This window comes from Pedobacter sp. BS3, from assembly GCF_008274585.1.
In the GTDB taxonomy this organism is placed as follows: Bacteria; Bacteroidota; Bacteroidia; order Sphingobacteriales; family Sphingobacteriaceae; genus Hufsiella_A.
Genome location: NZ_VTRT01000001.1, coordinates 496,614 through 512,905, shown reverse-complemented (window position 1 = coordinate 512,905; position 16,292 = coordinate 496,614). Strand labels below are relative to the sequence as shown.

The 16,292-nt window shown below is 43.2% G+C and carries 14 protein-coding genes; 5 read left to right on the top strand and 9 right to left on the bottom strand.

Annotation, left to right across the window (positions count from 1 at the left end; all coding sequences use genetic code 11):
- Positions 1 to 272 precede the first annotated feature (272 nt).
- Positions 273 to 1,187 carry a hypothetical protein gene (locus FW774_RS02230; protein WP_149346524.1) on the top strand — a complete coding sequence of 305 codons (915 nt, stop codon included), beginning with the start codon at positions 273 to 275 and terminating at the stop codon, positions 1,185 to 1,187.
- Between the two features lie 86 nt (positions 1,188 to 1,273).
- On the opposite strand, the gene FW774_RS02225 is transcribed toward FW774_RS02230, so the two are convergent.
- From FW774_RS02225 to rmuC, 5 genes are all read right to left on the bottom strand, one after another.
- Entirely contained in the window at positions 1,274 to 2,479 is a 1,206-nt protein-coding gene (locus tag FW774_RS02225; RefSeq protein ID WP_149346523.1) for an ATP-binding protein, read from the bottom strand.
- A gap of 216 nt (positions 2,480 to 2,695) precedes the next feature.
- Complete coding sequence (locus tag FW774_RS02220; RefSeq protein WP_149346522.1) at positions 2,696 to 2,875, bottom strand: hypothetical protein; 180 nt, start codon at positions 2,873 to 2,875, stop codon at positions 2,696 to 2,698.
- A 21-nt stretch (positions 2,876 to 2,896) separates the two neighbouring features.
- The gene (locus FW774_RS02215) at positions 2,897 to 3,559 is read right to left on the bottom strand and encodes a phosphatidylserine decarboxylase family protein (protein ID WP_149346521.1); all 663 of its coding nucleotides are present in this window, start codon (positions 3,557 to 3,559) and stop codon (positions 2,897 to 2,899) included.
- A gap of 53 nt (positions 3,560 to 3,612) precedes the next feature.
- Positions 3,613 to 4,158 carry a hypoxanthine phosphoribosyltransferase gene (gene hpt / locus FW774_RS02210; RefSeq protein WP_149346520.1) on the bottom strand — a complete coding sequence of 182 codons (546 nt, stop codon included), beginning with the start codon at positions 4,156 to 4,158 and terminating at the stop codon, positions 3,613 to 3,615.
- A 196-nt stretch (positions 4,159 to 4,354) separates the two neighbouring features.
- Positions 4,355 to 5,758 carry a DNA recombination protein RmuC gene (gene rmuC, locus FW774_RS02205; protein ID WP_149346519.1) on the bottom strand — a complete coding sequence of 468 codons (1,404 nt, stop codon included), beginning with the start codon at positions 5,756 to 5,758 and terminating at the stop codon, positions 4,355 to 4,357.
- A 148-nt stretch (positions 5,759 to 5,906) separates the two neighbouring features.
- On the opposite strand from rmuC, the gene FW774_RS02200 reads away from it, so the two are divergent.
- Positions 5,907 to 6,596, top strand: coding sequence for a zinc metallopeptidase (locus FW774_RS02200; protein ID WP_149346518.1), 690 nt, complete (start codon positions 5,907 to 5,909; stop codon positions 6,594 to 6,596).
- Between the two features lie 91 nt (positions 6,597 to 6,687).
- Here FW774_RS02200 and FW774_RS02195 read toward each other — a convergent pair whose 3' ends face one another.
- Positions 6,688 to 7,137 (bottom strand): YhcH/YjgK/YiaL family protein, encoded by a 450-nt coding sequence (locus tag FW774_RS02195; protein WP_149346517.1) that lies wholly within the window; start codon positions 7,135 to 7,137, stop codon positions 6,688 to 6,690.
- An 83-nt stretch (positions 7,138 to 7,220) separates the two neighbouring features.
- The gene (locus tag FW774_RS02190; protein WP_149346516.1) at positions 7,221 to 8,246 is read right to left on the bottom strand and encodes a sugar kinase; all 1,026 of its coding nucleotides are present in this window, start codon (positions 8,244 to 8,246) and stop codon (positions 7,221 to 7,223) included.
- A gap of 221 nt (positions 8,247 to 8,467) precedes the next feature.
- Between FW774_RS02190 and FW774_RS02185 the strand changes: the two genes are divergently transcribed.
- Genes FW774_RS02185 through FW774_RS02175 form a run of 3 tightly spaced genes read left to right on the top strand, consistent with a single transcriptional unit; the run spans position 8,468 to position 12,161 of the window.
- The gene (locus FW774_RS02185; protein WP_149346515.1) at positions 8,468 to 9,127 is read left to right on the top strand and encodes a bifunctional 4-hydroxy-2-oxoglutarate aldolase/2-dehydro-3-deoxy-phosphogluconate aldolase; all 660 of its coding nucleotides are present in this window, start codon (positions 8,468 to 8,470) and stop codon (positions 9,125 to 9,127) included.
- A gap of 20 nt (positions 9,128 to 9,147) precedes the next feature.
- A complete protein-coding gene (locus FW774_RS02180) occupies positions 9,148 to 10,512 on the top strand; it encodes an MFS transporter (protein WP_187774780.1) in 1,365 nt (454 codons plus the stop codon).
- A 26-nt stretch (positions 10,513 to 10,538) separates the two neighbouring features.
- Positions 10,539 to 12,161, top strand: a complete 1,623-nt coding sequence (locus tag FW774_RS02175) for an NADP-dependent glyceraldehyde-3-phosphate dehydrogenase (RefSeq protein WP_149346514.1) — start codon at positions 10,539 to 10,541, stop codon at positions 12,159 to 12,161.
- Between the two features lie 644 nt (positions 12,162 to 12,805).
- Here FW774_RS02175 and FW774_RS02170 read toward each other — a convergent pair.
- Positions 12,806 to 14,791: a chondroitinase-B domain-containing protein gene (locus FW774_RS02170; RefSeq protein WP_149346513.1), complete on the bottom strand. Its 1,986-nt coding sequence runs from the start codon at positions 14,789 to 14,791 to the stop codon at positions 12,806 to 12,808.
- A gap of 5 nt (positions 14,792 to 14,796) precedes the next feature.
- Positions 14,797 to 16,038 carry an InlB B-repeat-containing protein gene (locus FW774_RS02165; RefSeq protein WP_149346512.1) on the bottom strand — a complete coding sequence of 414 codons (1,242 nt, stop codon included), beginning with the start codon at positions 16,036 to 16,038 and terminating at the stop codon, positions 14,797 to 14,799.
- Between the last annotated feature and the right edge of the window lie 254 nt (positions 16,039 to 16,292).

Here is a 16,292-nt window from a genome sequence, read left to right as displayed (position 1 = left end):
ACGGCCTTAAATTGTCTTTAATAAAGAAACGTAAATAAATTCAAACTATTTTGAACAAAACCGGTTTATACTTGTTATGGTCGATGTTTTGGGCAATATTATATATTTGCCGGCTGATAATAAATTTCAATCGGTAAAGTTATTAAGCTAATGGGTAAACAAAATTTATACATTTGCGCCTTAAATAAAACGCTCAAACCGGTATGGTTGCACCCGTACAGTAATTAACGCCAAAATCTAAATCAACATAATACTAAACAAACTAAACTGACATGGAAACTAACAATTCGGAAAACACACCTAAAAAAGATTCTAATAAGATATACTTTCTGATCATTGTTATCCTGGCTCTTTTAGTTACCAACGGGTACCTGTTCTTTAAAGATAAAAAAGCGAACGACCGTATTGTAACGCTGAGCGACGAGAAATCCAAAATGGAGACCGAGATTGACAAAATTGAGGCCGAGCTGGATAAAGCCAACACCACTAATGTGCAGCTTTCTGAAGACATGAAAAAGCAGCAGGAAGAAGCCCGCGAGAAAATAGCCCAGTTAAGAGAAGCCCTTAAAAAGAATCAGCTTACACAAGGGCAATTGGCCAGGGCGCAGGAAGATGTAAAGCAATTGCGCTATTTTGTAACCAAATACACGGCTGATATTGAGGAACTGCAACGCCAGAACGCTTCGTTACGCAATGAACGCGATCATTTACAAACCAAAGTTGACAGCGTTACAGATCGTGCTACAGAGCTTACCAAGCAAAACGAATCGCTTAACTCTAAAGTAAAGGCTGCAGCGGCATTAAAAATCGGCACAATTTCTATTACCCCGCTCAAAGTGAAAAGCAGCGGTAAGGAAACGGATGTTACCCGTGCAAGCACCGCTAAAAAGCTGCGTATTACCTTTAATATTGCCGACAACCCGATAGCTGATAAAGGTATGCACGATATTTTTATCCGTATTGTAGACCCAAGCGGTAACCTGATCATTCCGTCAAACAGCGGAATGTTTAATGTAGATGGCGAAGATCTACAATATACCTATAAAACGGCGATTGAGTTTACCAACGAGGGTAATGTGTATAATATTGACTGGACTAATCCTAATGCTTTTCAAAAAGGCACCTACACCGTTTTAATGTATGCTGATGGCTATACTATGGGCAAAGGCAGCATAGCATTGCGGTAACAGTATAGAGGTATTAGTGGATATTCATAGCTCCGTCGACCAGCGGGGGATCGAATGCCTATATTAGGCAGTTCTTCTTATTTAGATTACCCGACAAACTGCCAGGCCGGTATAACCGATATGACCTTGCCGTTTTTATTAAAGGTCTCGGTTTGGTTAAAAGTGATGATTTTTCCCTCGTCCATATTAAAAAAATCCATAGCGGCTAACAGGCCGCTGGTTTCTCTTTCTAAGTTTTCAGTAGTAAGCTCATAGCATACCTGCAATAGTTGGGCTGCTTTTCCTTTTCTTACCACTACAAAATCACATTCTTTTTTTTCCTGAAAGTAATATACTTCTTTCTCTGTTTTACGTAAATGCAGGTAAACCAGGTTTTCCAGTCTTCTGCCTTTTTCATCACTAAACACTATGGAAGTTTGCGAAAAAAGCCCCAGATCAATAGCATAAATCTTTTTGGGATTGCGTATCTGGTTTTTTATAGCATAGCTAAATTTGGATAAGAACTGTATCACGTAGCTGTTTTCCAAATAGCTGAAAAATTCTAGTATGGTAGTGGTCGATCTAATACCGAACATATCCTTAAGCTTGTTACCAGAAACAGGTTTACCAATGTTGGAGATGAGATATACGGCTAATTTTTTAAGCATAGTAACATCTCTTACCCCATATCTTATAGCTATATCCCTGTTTAATATATCATCAAGCAGTTGGTTGAGCATACCGTCCTCGTCGCTTTTCAAATATTCCGGAAAGCCGCCCTTTTGCATGTATTCAGTTAATGAGGCACTATTGTCTGGCAGGTTTTTAAAATCCAAAAATTCATGGTACGAAAAAGGGAACAGCTCTGTTGATAAATGTCTTCCCGTAAGTTTTGAACCCAGTTCCCTGCTTAATAGTGTAGCATTTGAGCCTGTTATCACTATTTTATATTCCTCATCGAGCAATTGCCGCACAAATAGCTCCCAATGGGTTAGTATTTGTATCTCGTCAAAAAATAAGGTTCTTTTTTCTCTTTTCTTTATTTCTGATAACAGGCGAATAAAGTCATCCGTTTCAAATCCGGCAAGCCGTATATCCTCAAAGCTTAGAAATAAAACATCGTGATAGTTCTTTTGCATTAATTGATATAAGAGTGTGCTTTTTCCGCATCTTCTTACTCCTGTTATTATAAGCACAAAATTGTCAACCGGGGTTAGATCGCTTAATTTCTCCCTAATCAGACCCGTTTTTTTGTTTAAAAACGATTGGTTTTGCGAATCTAAAACTTCTGACAACTGGCTTTCTAACAGCATATTGATTGATCTTAACTATTGTAAATATAGCATTTTCCATTAAAAATGGAAAATATCTTTCAAAAAAAATGAAAGATATTTTCCATTTTTTTTGAAAGATATTAAGATGTTGTTCAGGTTCACATCTCCCGAACCAACGAAATTTGAAAACATTCTTAAAGCATAAAAAAAGCGGACTGAAAAACTCAGTCCGCTTTTTTTATGCTTTAATATTTTTTACTTTGTAGCTTTATCTGCTGCCGGTTTTTCTCCTTTGCAGCATTTAGCTTCAGATTTGCAGCACTTGGCGCCCTTTTTACAGCATTCTTTTTTAGCGCCCTCAGTTGCGGGTTTGGTTTGTGCTGTAGCCAGGCTTACCGATGCAGCCAGCGCCATAACAAAAAATAACTTTTTCATAATGAGTTTAATTTATAGTTTTTAAGATTTTAAATCTGCCAGAACGGTAATTCCGCCTTTCACAACATCACCTATTTTAACGTTGATCTGCGTTCCTAAAGGTAAAAAAATATCCACTCTCGAACCAAATTTAATAAACCCGAACTGTTCGCCCTGTTTAACATGATCGCCTTCTTTGATGTACCAAACAATGCGCCGGGCCAATGCTCCCGCTATTTGCCTGAATAAAACGGGTACACCCGATGCCGTTTCTACAACAGCGGTAGTACGCTCATTCTCGGTTGATGATTTTGGATGCCATGCTACCAGGTATTTGCCGGGATGATATTTGAAAAACTTAACAACACCTGTTACCGGATTACGATTTACGTGCACATTAATTGGCGACATAAATACGGAGATCTGGATGCGCTTATCTTTAAAATATTCCTGCTCTTCGGTTTCCTCAATAACAACCACCTTACCATCGGCTGGGCAGATAACATGCTGCTCGTTAATAGCTGTAATGCGTGCAGGACTTCTGAAGAACTGAAGGATGATCAGGAAAAAAGCGGCAGAAATGATGTATAAGATCCAGCGCAAAACCGCATGGTCCGGCCAGTAGTAATGTGCGGCAGCATTGAGTATAAATATGATCAGTACACACAGTGCCAGCGAGGTATATCCTTCTTTATGAATGGTCATAATAACTTTAATCGGATCAAGGACGGCAAAATTACGCTTTTTATCCCGGATAGTTATTTTTCTTTTACTACTACCCGGTAAATATCCCGGAGATTGCGGCCTAATCCGTTATAATCAAGTCCATATCCCACTACAAATTGGTTAAGTATTTCAAACCCGATATATTCCAGCTCATCAAACTTATATTTCAACGTTTGAGGTTTGAACAACAGGCTGCAAACTTTTACCGATGCAGGCTCCTGGGCTTTGATCAGGTTTAGCAGGTAATGCAATGATGCGCCTGTCTCCACAATATCTTCTACAATGATAACATCGCGATCTTTCAGGCTCATTTGCAAACCCAGCAGTTGGTTGATGTTACCGGTGCTGCTGGCACCTTCGTATGATGATATCCTGACGAAAGTCACTTCCGATGCCAGCTCAATTTCTTTCAGCAAATCGGCCATGAACATAAAGCCGCCGTTCAGCACACCCAGAAAAACCGGAACGCGACCCTCGTAATCTACATTAAGCTGTATGCCGATCAGGCGGATCCGCTTAAGGATCTGGTCGTATTCCAGCATCAGTTCAAACTCTTTGTCGTCAATCTGGATATTCATGTAATAATATATTGTGCCGTTAAAGTCAGGTAAACAGGGATGGTTTTATGCAAAGCTCGCAAAATGATACAAAACAAAAATGATAATAAAATTGCCAATAAAAGCCTGTAACCCTGTTATTATTTTTCAAAAGCCATTTATAAATTTAGATAAGCTGCTCAGCGTAGCGGATACTTATTGCTTCGGTTCGCCAGCGTTATTCTTCCTCGCTAATTAATTTCTGATCGAGTTGTTTGCTGGCCTTGGCACCCAGCCTACGCAGGGTTTCTACCCGCCCGATGATGTTTCCGCTGCCGGTATTCAGCTTGTTCATCGCCTCTGAATATGATTTCTGCGAACGTTCAATGCTGTCGCCGATTTTTTTCAGGTCTTCGGTAAACAGTACAAATTTATCGTACAAAGCGCCGGCTTTGGTAGCAATTTCTATGGCGTTGCGGGTTTGCTGCTCCTGTTTCCAGATAGAAGCAATGGTACGCAATGTTGCCAGCAATGTAGATGGCGTAACAATAACAATGCGCCTGTTCCAGGCATAGTCGAACAGCTCAATATCGTTTTGTATGGCTATGGCAAACGACGATTCTATCGGGATAAACAACAGCACAAAATCAGGAGAATTGATCTGGTACAGATCCTGGTAATTTTTAGCGCTCAACCCGCCAATATGGTTACGTATAGACGACAGGTGATTTTTCAGATGACCTGAACGCTCTTCCTCGGTTTCGCAGTTTACCATGCGCTCATAAGCCAGCAGCGAAACCTTCGAGTCGATAATCACATGCTTATTATCCGGCAAGGTGATAACCACGTCGGGTTGTAAGCGGTTGCCCAATTCATCCGTATAGCTGGACTGCTTGGTGTAGCTTTCTCCTTCAATTAAGCCTGAGGCTTCCAGGATTTTATCCAGCACAATTTCGCCCCAGTTACCCTGTTTCTTGCTATCGGCTTTCAGGGCCTTGGTCAGGTTATTAGCTTCTTCGCTGATCTGCTTATTCAATTCCATCAGCTTGGAAATTTCGCCTTTCAGCACGTTGCGTTCGTCAGATTCGGCCTTATACACCTTTTCTACCTTCTCTTCAAAGGCTTTGATATTCTCTTTTAAAGGATTAAGCAAAATATCCAGGTTACTGCGATTTACCTCGGTAAACTTCTGCGATTTTTCGTCCAGTATTTTATTAGCGATATTTTCAAATTCGGTTTTAAACCGCAGCTGCAACTCATCAATATATTGCTTTTGTTCGGCCAGCTTTTCACGTTGCGCTTTAAAGGCTTCTTCGGCCTGCGACATGCGCTTCTTCTCATTGGTAAGCTGTTCGATCAAGCTGTTTTTTTCGTCTTCCAGCCGATTGATGCGCTCCGTTAATTTGCCTTCGCTTTCCAGCTTTTCTTCTTTTAAAAGCTGGGTAACAGATAGTTTTTCGGCTTCACCGCTTTTTATCTGCTGCTCGGCGGCCGCCAGCCTGATCTTTAGCTGCTCGTTTTCGGCCTTAAGCTGGTTAAACTCATCTGTACTAATACCCGAAGCATGTTGAGGCTTCTTGATGAAAAGCAAAATCACTACAATAAGTATTACAACGCTGATACCGATAAGTACAAATTCCATTACTAAAAATTTTATCAAACGAAAATAAGAAATATCCGCTTTAAGCGCTATTATTTTGGCAGATTAAAATCGCAAGTGCCTGAAAATATGTCATAAAACTTGGAAAGGAATGCTATTTGATAGATCAAAGAAAATAGAAATTAAGATTATGGGATTGTTCTTATTTATAATCATTGCCATTGCCAGTTTTGCAGTGCAATGGCGCTTTAAAAGTAAGTTTAAAGAATACTCGGAAACCCCGTTGCTTTCAGGCTTAAGCGGTAAAGATGTAGCTGCTAAAATGCTGCATGATAACGGCATTTATGATGTTCAGATCGTTTCTGTAGAAGGCCAGCTTGGCGACCATTATAACCCTGAAAACAAAACGGTTAACTTAAGCCCCGAGGTTTATCAGGGGCGCAGTATTGCGGCCGCCGCTGTGGCAGCACACGAATGCGGGCACGCCGTGCAACACGCAAAAGCATATAGCTGGTTGCGTTTCCGGTCGGCCATGGTTCCGGTAGTATCTGTTGCGGCTAACCTGTTACAATGGGTATTTATGCTGGGGCTCATTATGGCTTTTTCAAGCCTGGGTTATACCATGCTGCTCATTGCTTTTGGCGCCATGATCGTGGTAACATTATTCAGCGTGGTAACGCTGCCTGTTGAATTCGACGCCAGTAACCGGGCTTTAGCCTGGCTCAGAACAAACCAGGGGATTATGCAAACCTCCGACGAGAACGTAAAAGCTAAAGATGCCTTATGGTGGGCTGCCATGACATACGTGGTTGCAGCCCTGGGTTCTATCGCCCAGCTGCTTTATTTAGCCATGATGCTGTTTGGCGGGCGCAGGGACTAATAATAGTTCACTTACGAAGTTTATAATTGATCATAATGCGGGCAGCCTTGCAGCTGCCCGCATTATTTGTAATTTCTGCTTTGCCGTGAAGTCAGATCTTTACCTTAATGACCAGCTTTTTGATCATTCCTTCGCCGATCATGGGTGCATGTACATCCTCAGGAAAGAAAATGGCAAACTGACCACCGGTTAGCTGGAAATACATATCGGGAGCATCGTTATAAAACAATACATCCTTTTCGGCATTGTATTCGCCTTTGGGCGATGAGCAGGCGCTGCGTGGCTTCCAGCCAATGGTTTCGTTACCACGAATGCAAAACTGGATATCAATATTGTTATTGTGGCACTCAAATTTAGCACCCGATTCTTCGGCGGTAACGCCATTTTTATCAGAAACAATGGCTTTCAGGCCTTCGGCAATTTCGTACCGGCCAACTTCCAGCTCTTCCAGGTTTTGCGACCGGATATAATCAAATGCCTGTTTAAAAAGCGGATGAACGCTGTTATATCTCCCGGCAGCAGTTAATGAATCAATTATCATGTTGTTTTAAGTTAAAAGTAAAAAATCCGCCACAGCGAAAACCGGGCGGATTATCAATTAGTACAAATAAATAAAAATTAGAATTAACGTTGTACACGTCCGGAACCGTCGCCGCCAACCAGGCCTTTTACATCCGATAAGGTGGCATGGTTCAGGTCGCCGGGAATAGTATGTTTCAATGCCGAAGCAGCCACACCAAACTCGGCGGCGTCGCTCATTTTCATACCGGTTACCAAGCCATAAATAAAGCCACTGGCAAATGAATCACCGCTGCCTACACGGTCAACAATACGTACTTCGTACTGGCGGGTATGATAAAACTCGTTACCATCATAAACCAAAGCCGACCATCCATTATCAGATGCGCTGTGGCTTTCACGCAGCGTTGAAGCAATGTATTTAAATCCAAACTTATCTTTCATTTGCTTAAATACCGATTTGTACCCGTCAAGGTTCAGCTCACCTTTGGTGATATCGGTACCTTCGCTTTTAAAGCCTAATGTTGTTTCGGCATCTTCTTCGTTACCAATACAAACATCCACATACTGGCAAAGACGGGTCATCACTTCGCGGGCTTTTTCTTTGCTCCACAATTTTTTACGGTAGTTCAGGTCTATGCTGGTGGTTATGCCTTTAGCTTTAGCTGCTTTCAAAGCTGCTTCGGTAAGAGCGGCGGCTTTATCGCTTAAAGCGGGAGTAATACCGGTAGTGTGGAACCAGTCTGCCCCTTCCAGTATCTTATCAAAATCGAATTCAGAAACGTCAACATCGGCAATAGAAGCGTCTGCACGGTCATAAATAACCTGCGATGCCCGCATAGAAGCGCCGGTTTCCAGAAAATAAATGCCCAGGCGCTTACCACCTCTGGCAACAAACCGGGTATCAACACCGTAACGGCGCAAATGGTTAATAGCAGCCTGGCCTAAGGCATTATCAGGCACTTTAGATACAAATGTACCATTAAGGCCATAGTTACAGATTGCAGCGGCAACATTGGCTTCGCCACCACCGTAAGTAACATCAAAGCTATCGGCCTGCACAAATCTTTCAAAACCCGGAGTTGATAACCGCATCATTATTTCTCCAAGTGTTACAACTTTTTTAGACATGATTTTTTGTTCTGTAATTAATTGAATAGAGGTTTATTGCTCGTTTAATTATTTTGAATAGCTGCACCAAAATTACTTCATAAAGTGACATTTAACGAATTATTTACTAAAAATCTCCGGGAACGATTGCGTAGATTGAAACACTAATTACTTGGCTAAGTAGCTTTAAATTTTCTACTTTAGCAGCAAACTAATTTATACCAAATTACCAAACTACTAACATGGACAAAAAAGCAGAGCTTTTAAAGCTGATACCAGAGCAGGGAATACTGCCATTGTATTTTAATAAAGATACCCAAGTAAGCGTCGAGCTGCTTAAAGTGTTGTATAATGCAGGTATTAAAACCATAGAATATACTAACCGTGGCGCCGCCGCACTGGCCAATTTCAAAGAAATGCGTCGCGTTTGCGATGCCGAGCTTAAAGGTATGTACCTGGGTGTGGGAACTATTAAAGATGCAGAATCTGCCCAGGCATTTATCGACGCCGGCGCCGATTATATCATCAGCCCGGGCCTGGTTGAAGATGCTGCCGAAGTAGCCGACAAACATAATTTGTTATGGATTCCCGGATGTATGACCCCTACCGAAGTAATACGTGCCGAAAAGTTAGGCGCAAAGCTGGTGAAGCTATTCCCCGGGAATATCCTTGGCCCGGCGTTTCTATCGGCTATTAAAGAAATTTTCCCTAACCTGCTGTTTATGCCGACTGGTGGTGTAGATGTTGATGAAAATAACCTGAAAGGATGGTTCAAGGCTGGTGTTTGTGCCGTAGGTATGGGCAGCAAACTGGTGAGTAAAGACATCATGGAAAATAAAAAGTATGATGAGCTTGCCGCACTGACCAAACAAGCCATAGCTCTTGTAAATTCTTGCAGATAAACCATAAAAACCTTTATTAAATGATTCAGGAAAAGATAGGAAAATACCGGTGGACGATTTGTGCCCTGCTATTTTTCGCCACAACCATCAACTACCTGGACCGGCAGGTGCTAAGCTTATTGCAGCCTTTGCTATCCAAGGAGTTTGGCTGGTCAAATACAGATTATGCCAATATTGCCGCCGTATTCCAGTTTGTTTATGCTATTTCAATGCTGTTTGCCGGCCGGTTAATCGACCGTTTAGGAACTAAATGGGGATATGCTTTAGCATTGATCATCTGGTCGCTGGGTGCTATCATGCATAAATATGCAGAAAATGTAGGCGAATTGTTCCTGCCGGTTGCAGCCTTATTTGGGGCCACTGCCATATCGGTTTCTGTATTAGGCTTTGTTATTTCAAGAGCCGTGCTTGGTTTTGGCGAATCCGGGAACTTTCCTGCTGCAATTAAAGCCACTGCCGAATATTTTCCTAAGAAAGAACGGTCTTTTGCTACCGGGATCTTCAATTCCGGTTCAAACGTTGGAGCAATTTTAGCGCCAATTTCTGTTCCGTGGATAGCCGCTAACTGGGGTTGGGGCGCCGCTTTCGAAATTATAGGAGCCTGCGGATTTTTATGGCTGATATTCTGGTTCTGGCTTTACGAAACACCGGATAAACAGAAACGCCTGGGCGCTGCCGAAAAAGCATACATTCACAGTGATGTGGAAGCGGTACTTGAACCAGACTCTACCGTTGAGGCAGAAAAAGTTTCGTGGTTCAAGCTATTGAAATACCGGCAAACCTGGTCGTTTTTCTTTGGTAAGTTCTTAACAGACGGCGTTTGGTGGTTCTTTTTATTCTGGCTGCCGGCTTACCTGAATGCGCAATATGGACTAACCGGCATGGCCATTACCATACCGTTAGCTGTTTTGTACAGCATGACCATGTTTGGCAGTATTGGCGGAGGCTGGTTCCCGGTGTATTTCATCAAAAAAGGATACAATCCATACGATGGCCGGATGCGGGCTATGCTGATCATCGCACTTTTCCCGCTCATTGTACTTGCAGCACAGCCTTTAGGTCATTTGAGTGTTTGGTTCCCGGTAGTATTGATCGGCATCGGGGCATCAGCACATCAGGCTTGGTCTGCCAATATATTTACCACGGTATCCGATATGTTCCCTAAAAAAGCCGTTGCCTCTGTGACCGGTATCGGCGGTATGGCAGGTGGTATCGGCGGTGTGCTGATCACCAAACTTGGCGGATTTTTATTCGACCATTACAAAGCCCTGGGTCATATAGAAACCGGTTACAGCATTATGTTCGGTATCTGTGCCATTGCCTATGTGGTGGCCTGGAGCGTCATGAAGCTGCTGGTTCCACGCATGAAAGTTATTAAGCTATAACCTTATAATATCAAAATAAATATCAGATGAGTATCAAAGATCAGTTAGAATCAATCTTTGTTGAAGAGAGCCAGATACCGAAAGAGTATCTGCTGGAGGAGATAGACCAGCGGGAATACCTGTGCAACGGAGAAATGAAGCCGTGGAATGGTAATGTAAACGAAGTATTTTCCCCTGTTTGTATAAAAACTGCCGATGGATTAAAGCGGAAGCGTATTGGAAGCTTCCCGGTTTGTACCGAAAAAGAATCAATGGAAGCGCTGGATGCCGCCGTTGCTGCTTATGATAACGGCCGCGGACAATGGCCTACCATGAGTGTTCAGGATCGTATAGCTTGTGTTGAGCAGTTTACCCATAAAATGATTGAGAAGAAAGACATCGTGGTGAAGCTGATCATGTGGGAGATTGGTAAATCATACGCTGATTCTGTGAAAGAGTTTGACCGTACCGTAGAATATATTTACGCTACTATTGATGCCTTAAAAGACATTGACCGTAAATCGTCACGCTTTGAAATTGAGCAGGGCATTGTTGCCCAGGTTCGCCGTTCGCCTTTGGGTGTGGTGCTGTGTATGGGGCCGTTCAACTATCCGCTGAACGAAACCTTTACCACGCTTATCCCGGCGCTGATCATGGGAAATACCTTGCTGTTTAAACCACCCAAGCATGGTACTTTATTGCACTACCCCATGCTGGAAGCCTTCCGTTCAAGCTTCCCGAAAGGCGTTGTTAATACCATTTACGGACGTGGAAATAATATCGTTCCGGCCCTGATGCAGTCGGGTAAGATCAACGTATTGACCCTTATCGGCTCAAGCAAGGTTGCCGATGAACTGAAAAAGCTGCATCCTAAAGTAAACCGTCTGCGTGCTATTTTGGGCCTTGATGCCAAAAACGCTGCTATCATTACCAAAGATGCCGATCTGGATCTGGCTGTTCAGGAAACGGTTCTGGGTTCCTTATCGTTCAACGGACAACGCTGTACGGCCATTAAAATTGTTTTTGTACATCGCAGCATAGCGCATGAGTTTTTACGCCGTTTAACCGAAGCCGTTGAAAAGCTGAAATTCGGTATGCCATGGGAAAAAGGCGTTTCGTTAACACCGCTTCCTGAATTGGGCAAGCCGGCCTATTTAAAAGAATGTATTGAAAATGCCGAAGCCAACGGAGCCAAGGTAATTAATAAGGGCGGCGGCGCAACGGTTGAATCGTTTGTATATCCGGCCATTGTGTACCCGGTTAATGCTAAAATGAAGCTTTACCGCGAAGAGCAGTTTGGCCCGGTAATTCCGGTTGTACCGTTTGATGACCTGGAAGAGCCTATTGAATACCTGATCGAATCAACCCACGGTCAGCAGGTGAGCGTGTTCAGCAACAATGCTTCAGTAATTGCATCGCTTATCGATCCGTTAGTGAACCAGGTAAGCCGCGTAAATATCAACTGCCAGTGTCAGCGTGGGCCGGACGTGTTTCCGTTCACCGGACGTAAGGACAGCGCCGAAGGTACTTTGTCTGTAGTAGACGCCCTGCGTTCGTTCTCTATCCGCTCACTGGTTGCAGCCAAGCTGAACGATAATAATAAACGCCTGCTTAATGAAATTGTTAATGATGACACTTCTAATTTCCTGAGCACGAAGTATATTTTTTAAGCTAACCTCCGGTTAGTACAACGTTATTCTGAAAATGCCGGGAGATCTGAACTTCCGGCAAACTTTTAGCCCGCAGTTTAAACCGCGGGCTAAAAGTTTATGGGCTATCCGGGCAGCGGCATAAATACGTCATGTTGGGGTGCCCGCGGAAAAACAATACCGCTTTCAAGCAGCATATTAATCCATCTTCAATATAATGACCCTGTTAATCAGCATCTCTCTCGTCTTCGGTATGGATAATGTCGTAATATAAGGTTTGTTTTATGTGTTATAGCAATATTAATATTTAATATAACGTGAGTTTTGGGTTCTAAATTAACGTGAGTTCGATTAATAATCCTGCTCAAAACAGGTTTAACAGAGATTATTCATTAGGGGTTTTATGGTTTTCCAATGGCATTCATGAGCTCACTGCGTTCACTTGCTACTTTTTTGCCAATAACTATCTAATAATCAACAAATTGATAGCAAAACTCTAAAATTAACTTGACGCCTATGCGAGATTTCGGGAAAAGGCTGGAATTGTGCGTTAGAATGAAGCAATATGCTCATAATCAAATAAATAACTCGAACTCGGGTTAAATTAGTAAAATAACGCAGACAGCGTTTTAAATGCTGTCTGCGCTATGTATCAACATTATAAATTAATGCGCAATCACCACGGGATATGACACCGGTTTTCTACCCGGTTCTATAACCTGTAACTGGTAAATCCCGGTTGGAAGATCAGTTGTTGTCAGTGTTTGCCGGGCGGCGACTTTCGCCGGTATGGTCTGTACAACAACGCCTTGTAAATTGACCAGGTTTAGCCTTGTGCCATTAGCCGGTACGTTATCCAGGCTAATATTAACAAATTGATCTGCCGGGTTTGGAAATACAACGGCTCCGGCAGTTAATATCTTAGCTGCAGCAACCGGCGAATAATCGAAGCTGCCATCGTTATCGGTAATTTTTAAACGGTAATAATTCCATCCCGCGAGGGGATTGGTATGCTGTGCCGAATATTGCCTTGAACCGGAAGCCATTACCGTAACTATTGTTTTAAATGAACCATCGGCAATCTGCCCTTGCACATCGTATTGCTTCACATTAATTTCGCTGGCGGTATTCCAGCGAAGCTGAACCTGATTACCCTGGGCAATTGCCTGAAAACCGGTTAGTTTTACAGGTAATGTTGACGATGAATTATAGCTGTAGGTGAACGCCACAGCATTGGGGCCAACATTTTCATCGTTTAATGCGCCTGTAGTAATGGTTGTGCCCGGTTTATATTCGGTGGCGCCGATATCTTTCAGGCCGGTCCGGGATTGGGCTTCATTATCCAGCGTAACAAAATTGAAATCGCCGGTGGCAGCGTCAATCGCCGGACTGTTTTCGCTTAGCCGAAATATGCGTGCCGCAGTTGTTAAAGCGCAATCACTGCCGCTGCATGCCGGGTGTATTAGTTTGGGGTCGGTATTTATTACCTGTGATGATGTGGCAGAAATGCCGATAGACGCTGTCCCGGTAGGATACATGATGTTATTGGAGAAGCTTACTCCGGCCAGTGCCGATGTGCTGTACGATTTAATTATCGGGTTGGCATTGGCCACTACAATGTTATTGGCTATCTGGCAGTTAATGGGATACTTTGAATATTTACCCCCGTTGTCAAAACCAATTTCAACATTAGATTTGTTGTTGACCAACGTATTAAATGCGAAAACCAGGTCTTCGGGCAGGTAATGGTCTGATAAGCTGGTTGAGCTGTTGGTAACATCGCCGTTTGTGATGGTGCAGGCGGCATCCCACCTGTCGCCGGTAAGGCCTTCAAAATAATTGTTAATTACCTTATGCCCGCGACCGTACACACGTACACCGCCACAGCCTATAGTACTGCTTGAGCCACTGTCTTCATCGGTGAAAATGGCGGTTTTGCCTTCGCCAAAAAAGTAATTTCCTTCAACAACACTTCGTTCGCCCTGCCGTAAACATACCGTTCCGAGACACCGCTGAAAGGTATTGTAACGTACCATATTGTCGCATGATTTTACGGAAACAATTTCCGGGTCTCCATCGCAATCCTGGAAAAGATTATACTCTACTACTGTAAAACCGCTGCTTTTTGATAAGGCACTTACACCAATGCGAATGCTCTCTTTTTCGTTAGCTACCCTCGGCCCGTTATTCTTGAACAGGTTATAGCGAATAGTGTCATACTGGCTTTGCTGGTTAATGTTTCCATCCAGTACAATGTATTTTCCGGGCTGGGTTTTTCCGTCAAACACATTGTGGTCAATCAGGTTATGACCTGATTTAAGCGGTTCAGTACTACCGAACGTATCGCCAATGTATACCCAGTTGCATGAGCTATTTTCCTTAATGGCGAAATTGTTGCCGGTGATACGTGTATAGCTGCTGTTCTGAAGCTTGATGCCTGTACCGATATTCTCACTCTGAAACGAAAATCCCTGAAGGGTTACATATTGTATACTTTCAAGAACAAAAGCGGTGCTGCCGTTAAATATGGCTTGTCCCTGGTGCTGGGCCCGTATGATAATGGGGCGTTTCTGGCATCCTGAACGGGTGATTTTAACGCTGCTCAGGTTATACGTTCCGTCAGCAACTTCTATAATGTCGCCGGGATTCATGGCGTTCAGCGCATTTTTAACTCGGTAACCGAAGTTACCGTCCGGGTAACCGATGGTGTTGTATTTTCGACAATTTGCGCACCAATGGTCATATCGGAAGTTACCGTGAACGTTTTGCTGATTTCAGTTCCCGAGAGGTTTCCCGTCCAGCCATTGAACTGGTAACAGGGTTCATACGTAATGGTAGCGGTTACCTTAGTTTCTTTGTAGTAGGTATTATCTGCCGATGTTGGCGATAGCGTGATTTGCGCATTCTCCGGCGGATTTATGGTGATAGTATATTTTGGTGGCGGATTGCTGCTGTCAATACCGGTATTAGCGCCAATGGTCATATTGCCGGTTACGGTGAAATTTTTGCTGAGTTCCGTTCCGGATAAGCTGCCTGTCCAGCCAAGGTTGGTGTAACCGGATGGTAATGTTAGTGTCGCGGTAACTTCATCGCCAAGGTTGTATGTGGATTTAGCGGGCGATAAGCTGATAGTTCCATAATCGGGTTGGGTAACGGTTATGGTACGGGCGGTAGATGAAGCTCCGAAAGATACGTCGGCTATGGGATTTGTTCCTACGTAAATATCGTCTATGTACGCTTCTGAGGTCGCTGTTTGCGAATCGCTGCTATGGTTAAACCGCAACGAGTGAAATTCCTTAACTCCGGCTTCCCGGCTTCCGCTGGTGGTAGGAGCATAGGTTTCCCTGAAGGCGAAGTCAGTTCCGGCAACTACGCCATCAAATGCAACGTTATATTTCTCTGTAGAGAAATCGGCTTTAACAGAAATGCGTATCCATTGGTTGGCTGTCCATGTACCGGCATTGCTACCCGAAGAGCCGTTATACACTTTGATTTTATTATCAGTGGTAAACTCAATCATGAAGATTCGTTTGGTGCTTCCTCCGAAAAGGTCGTCGCCGTTTATAGTTAACCCCTTTGTGGTGAATGCTACCGGTTTTATCCACAAATCCGCATAAACTTCGTTCCGCAAGCCGGTAACCGTGCCGCTGTAAGCGGTGTATTTTGCTAACAAAGCCGTATTGCCCGCACTAAACTTAACGGATTGTGTTCCGGTTTTAGCTGCGGCATTAGAAACGGCGACATCTCCGCTGGTAACGCTCCAGCCGTTTTGTCCATTTATATTTCCTGGATTATAGCCATCTGAGCTTTCAAATGATGTTTGAATAGCGGTTTGCGAATAGGTAAACGATAAACTGCTTAACAGCAAAGTGCATAGTAGTAAAAGGGAACTTCTCATTTAGAATTATAATTGATTTGGTTTACCAATAATTGGTTTACCAATATTCGGAATAAGATTTCACTTTTGCAAATTCTCTTGACAGGAGATGCAGATGATATTACCAATCGGGCGAAGCTGAAGCTTCGTTCGGATTACCCAAGCCAAGCTTCGTGTCTTTACGAAGCTTCATTTATGCTGGCTCGTGAAGACACGAGCCAGGGCGTTAGTAGAATTATAAATCCGGGGTAATTGCCGACGAGATCATAAATCCC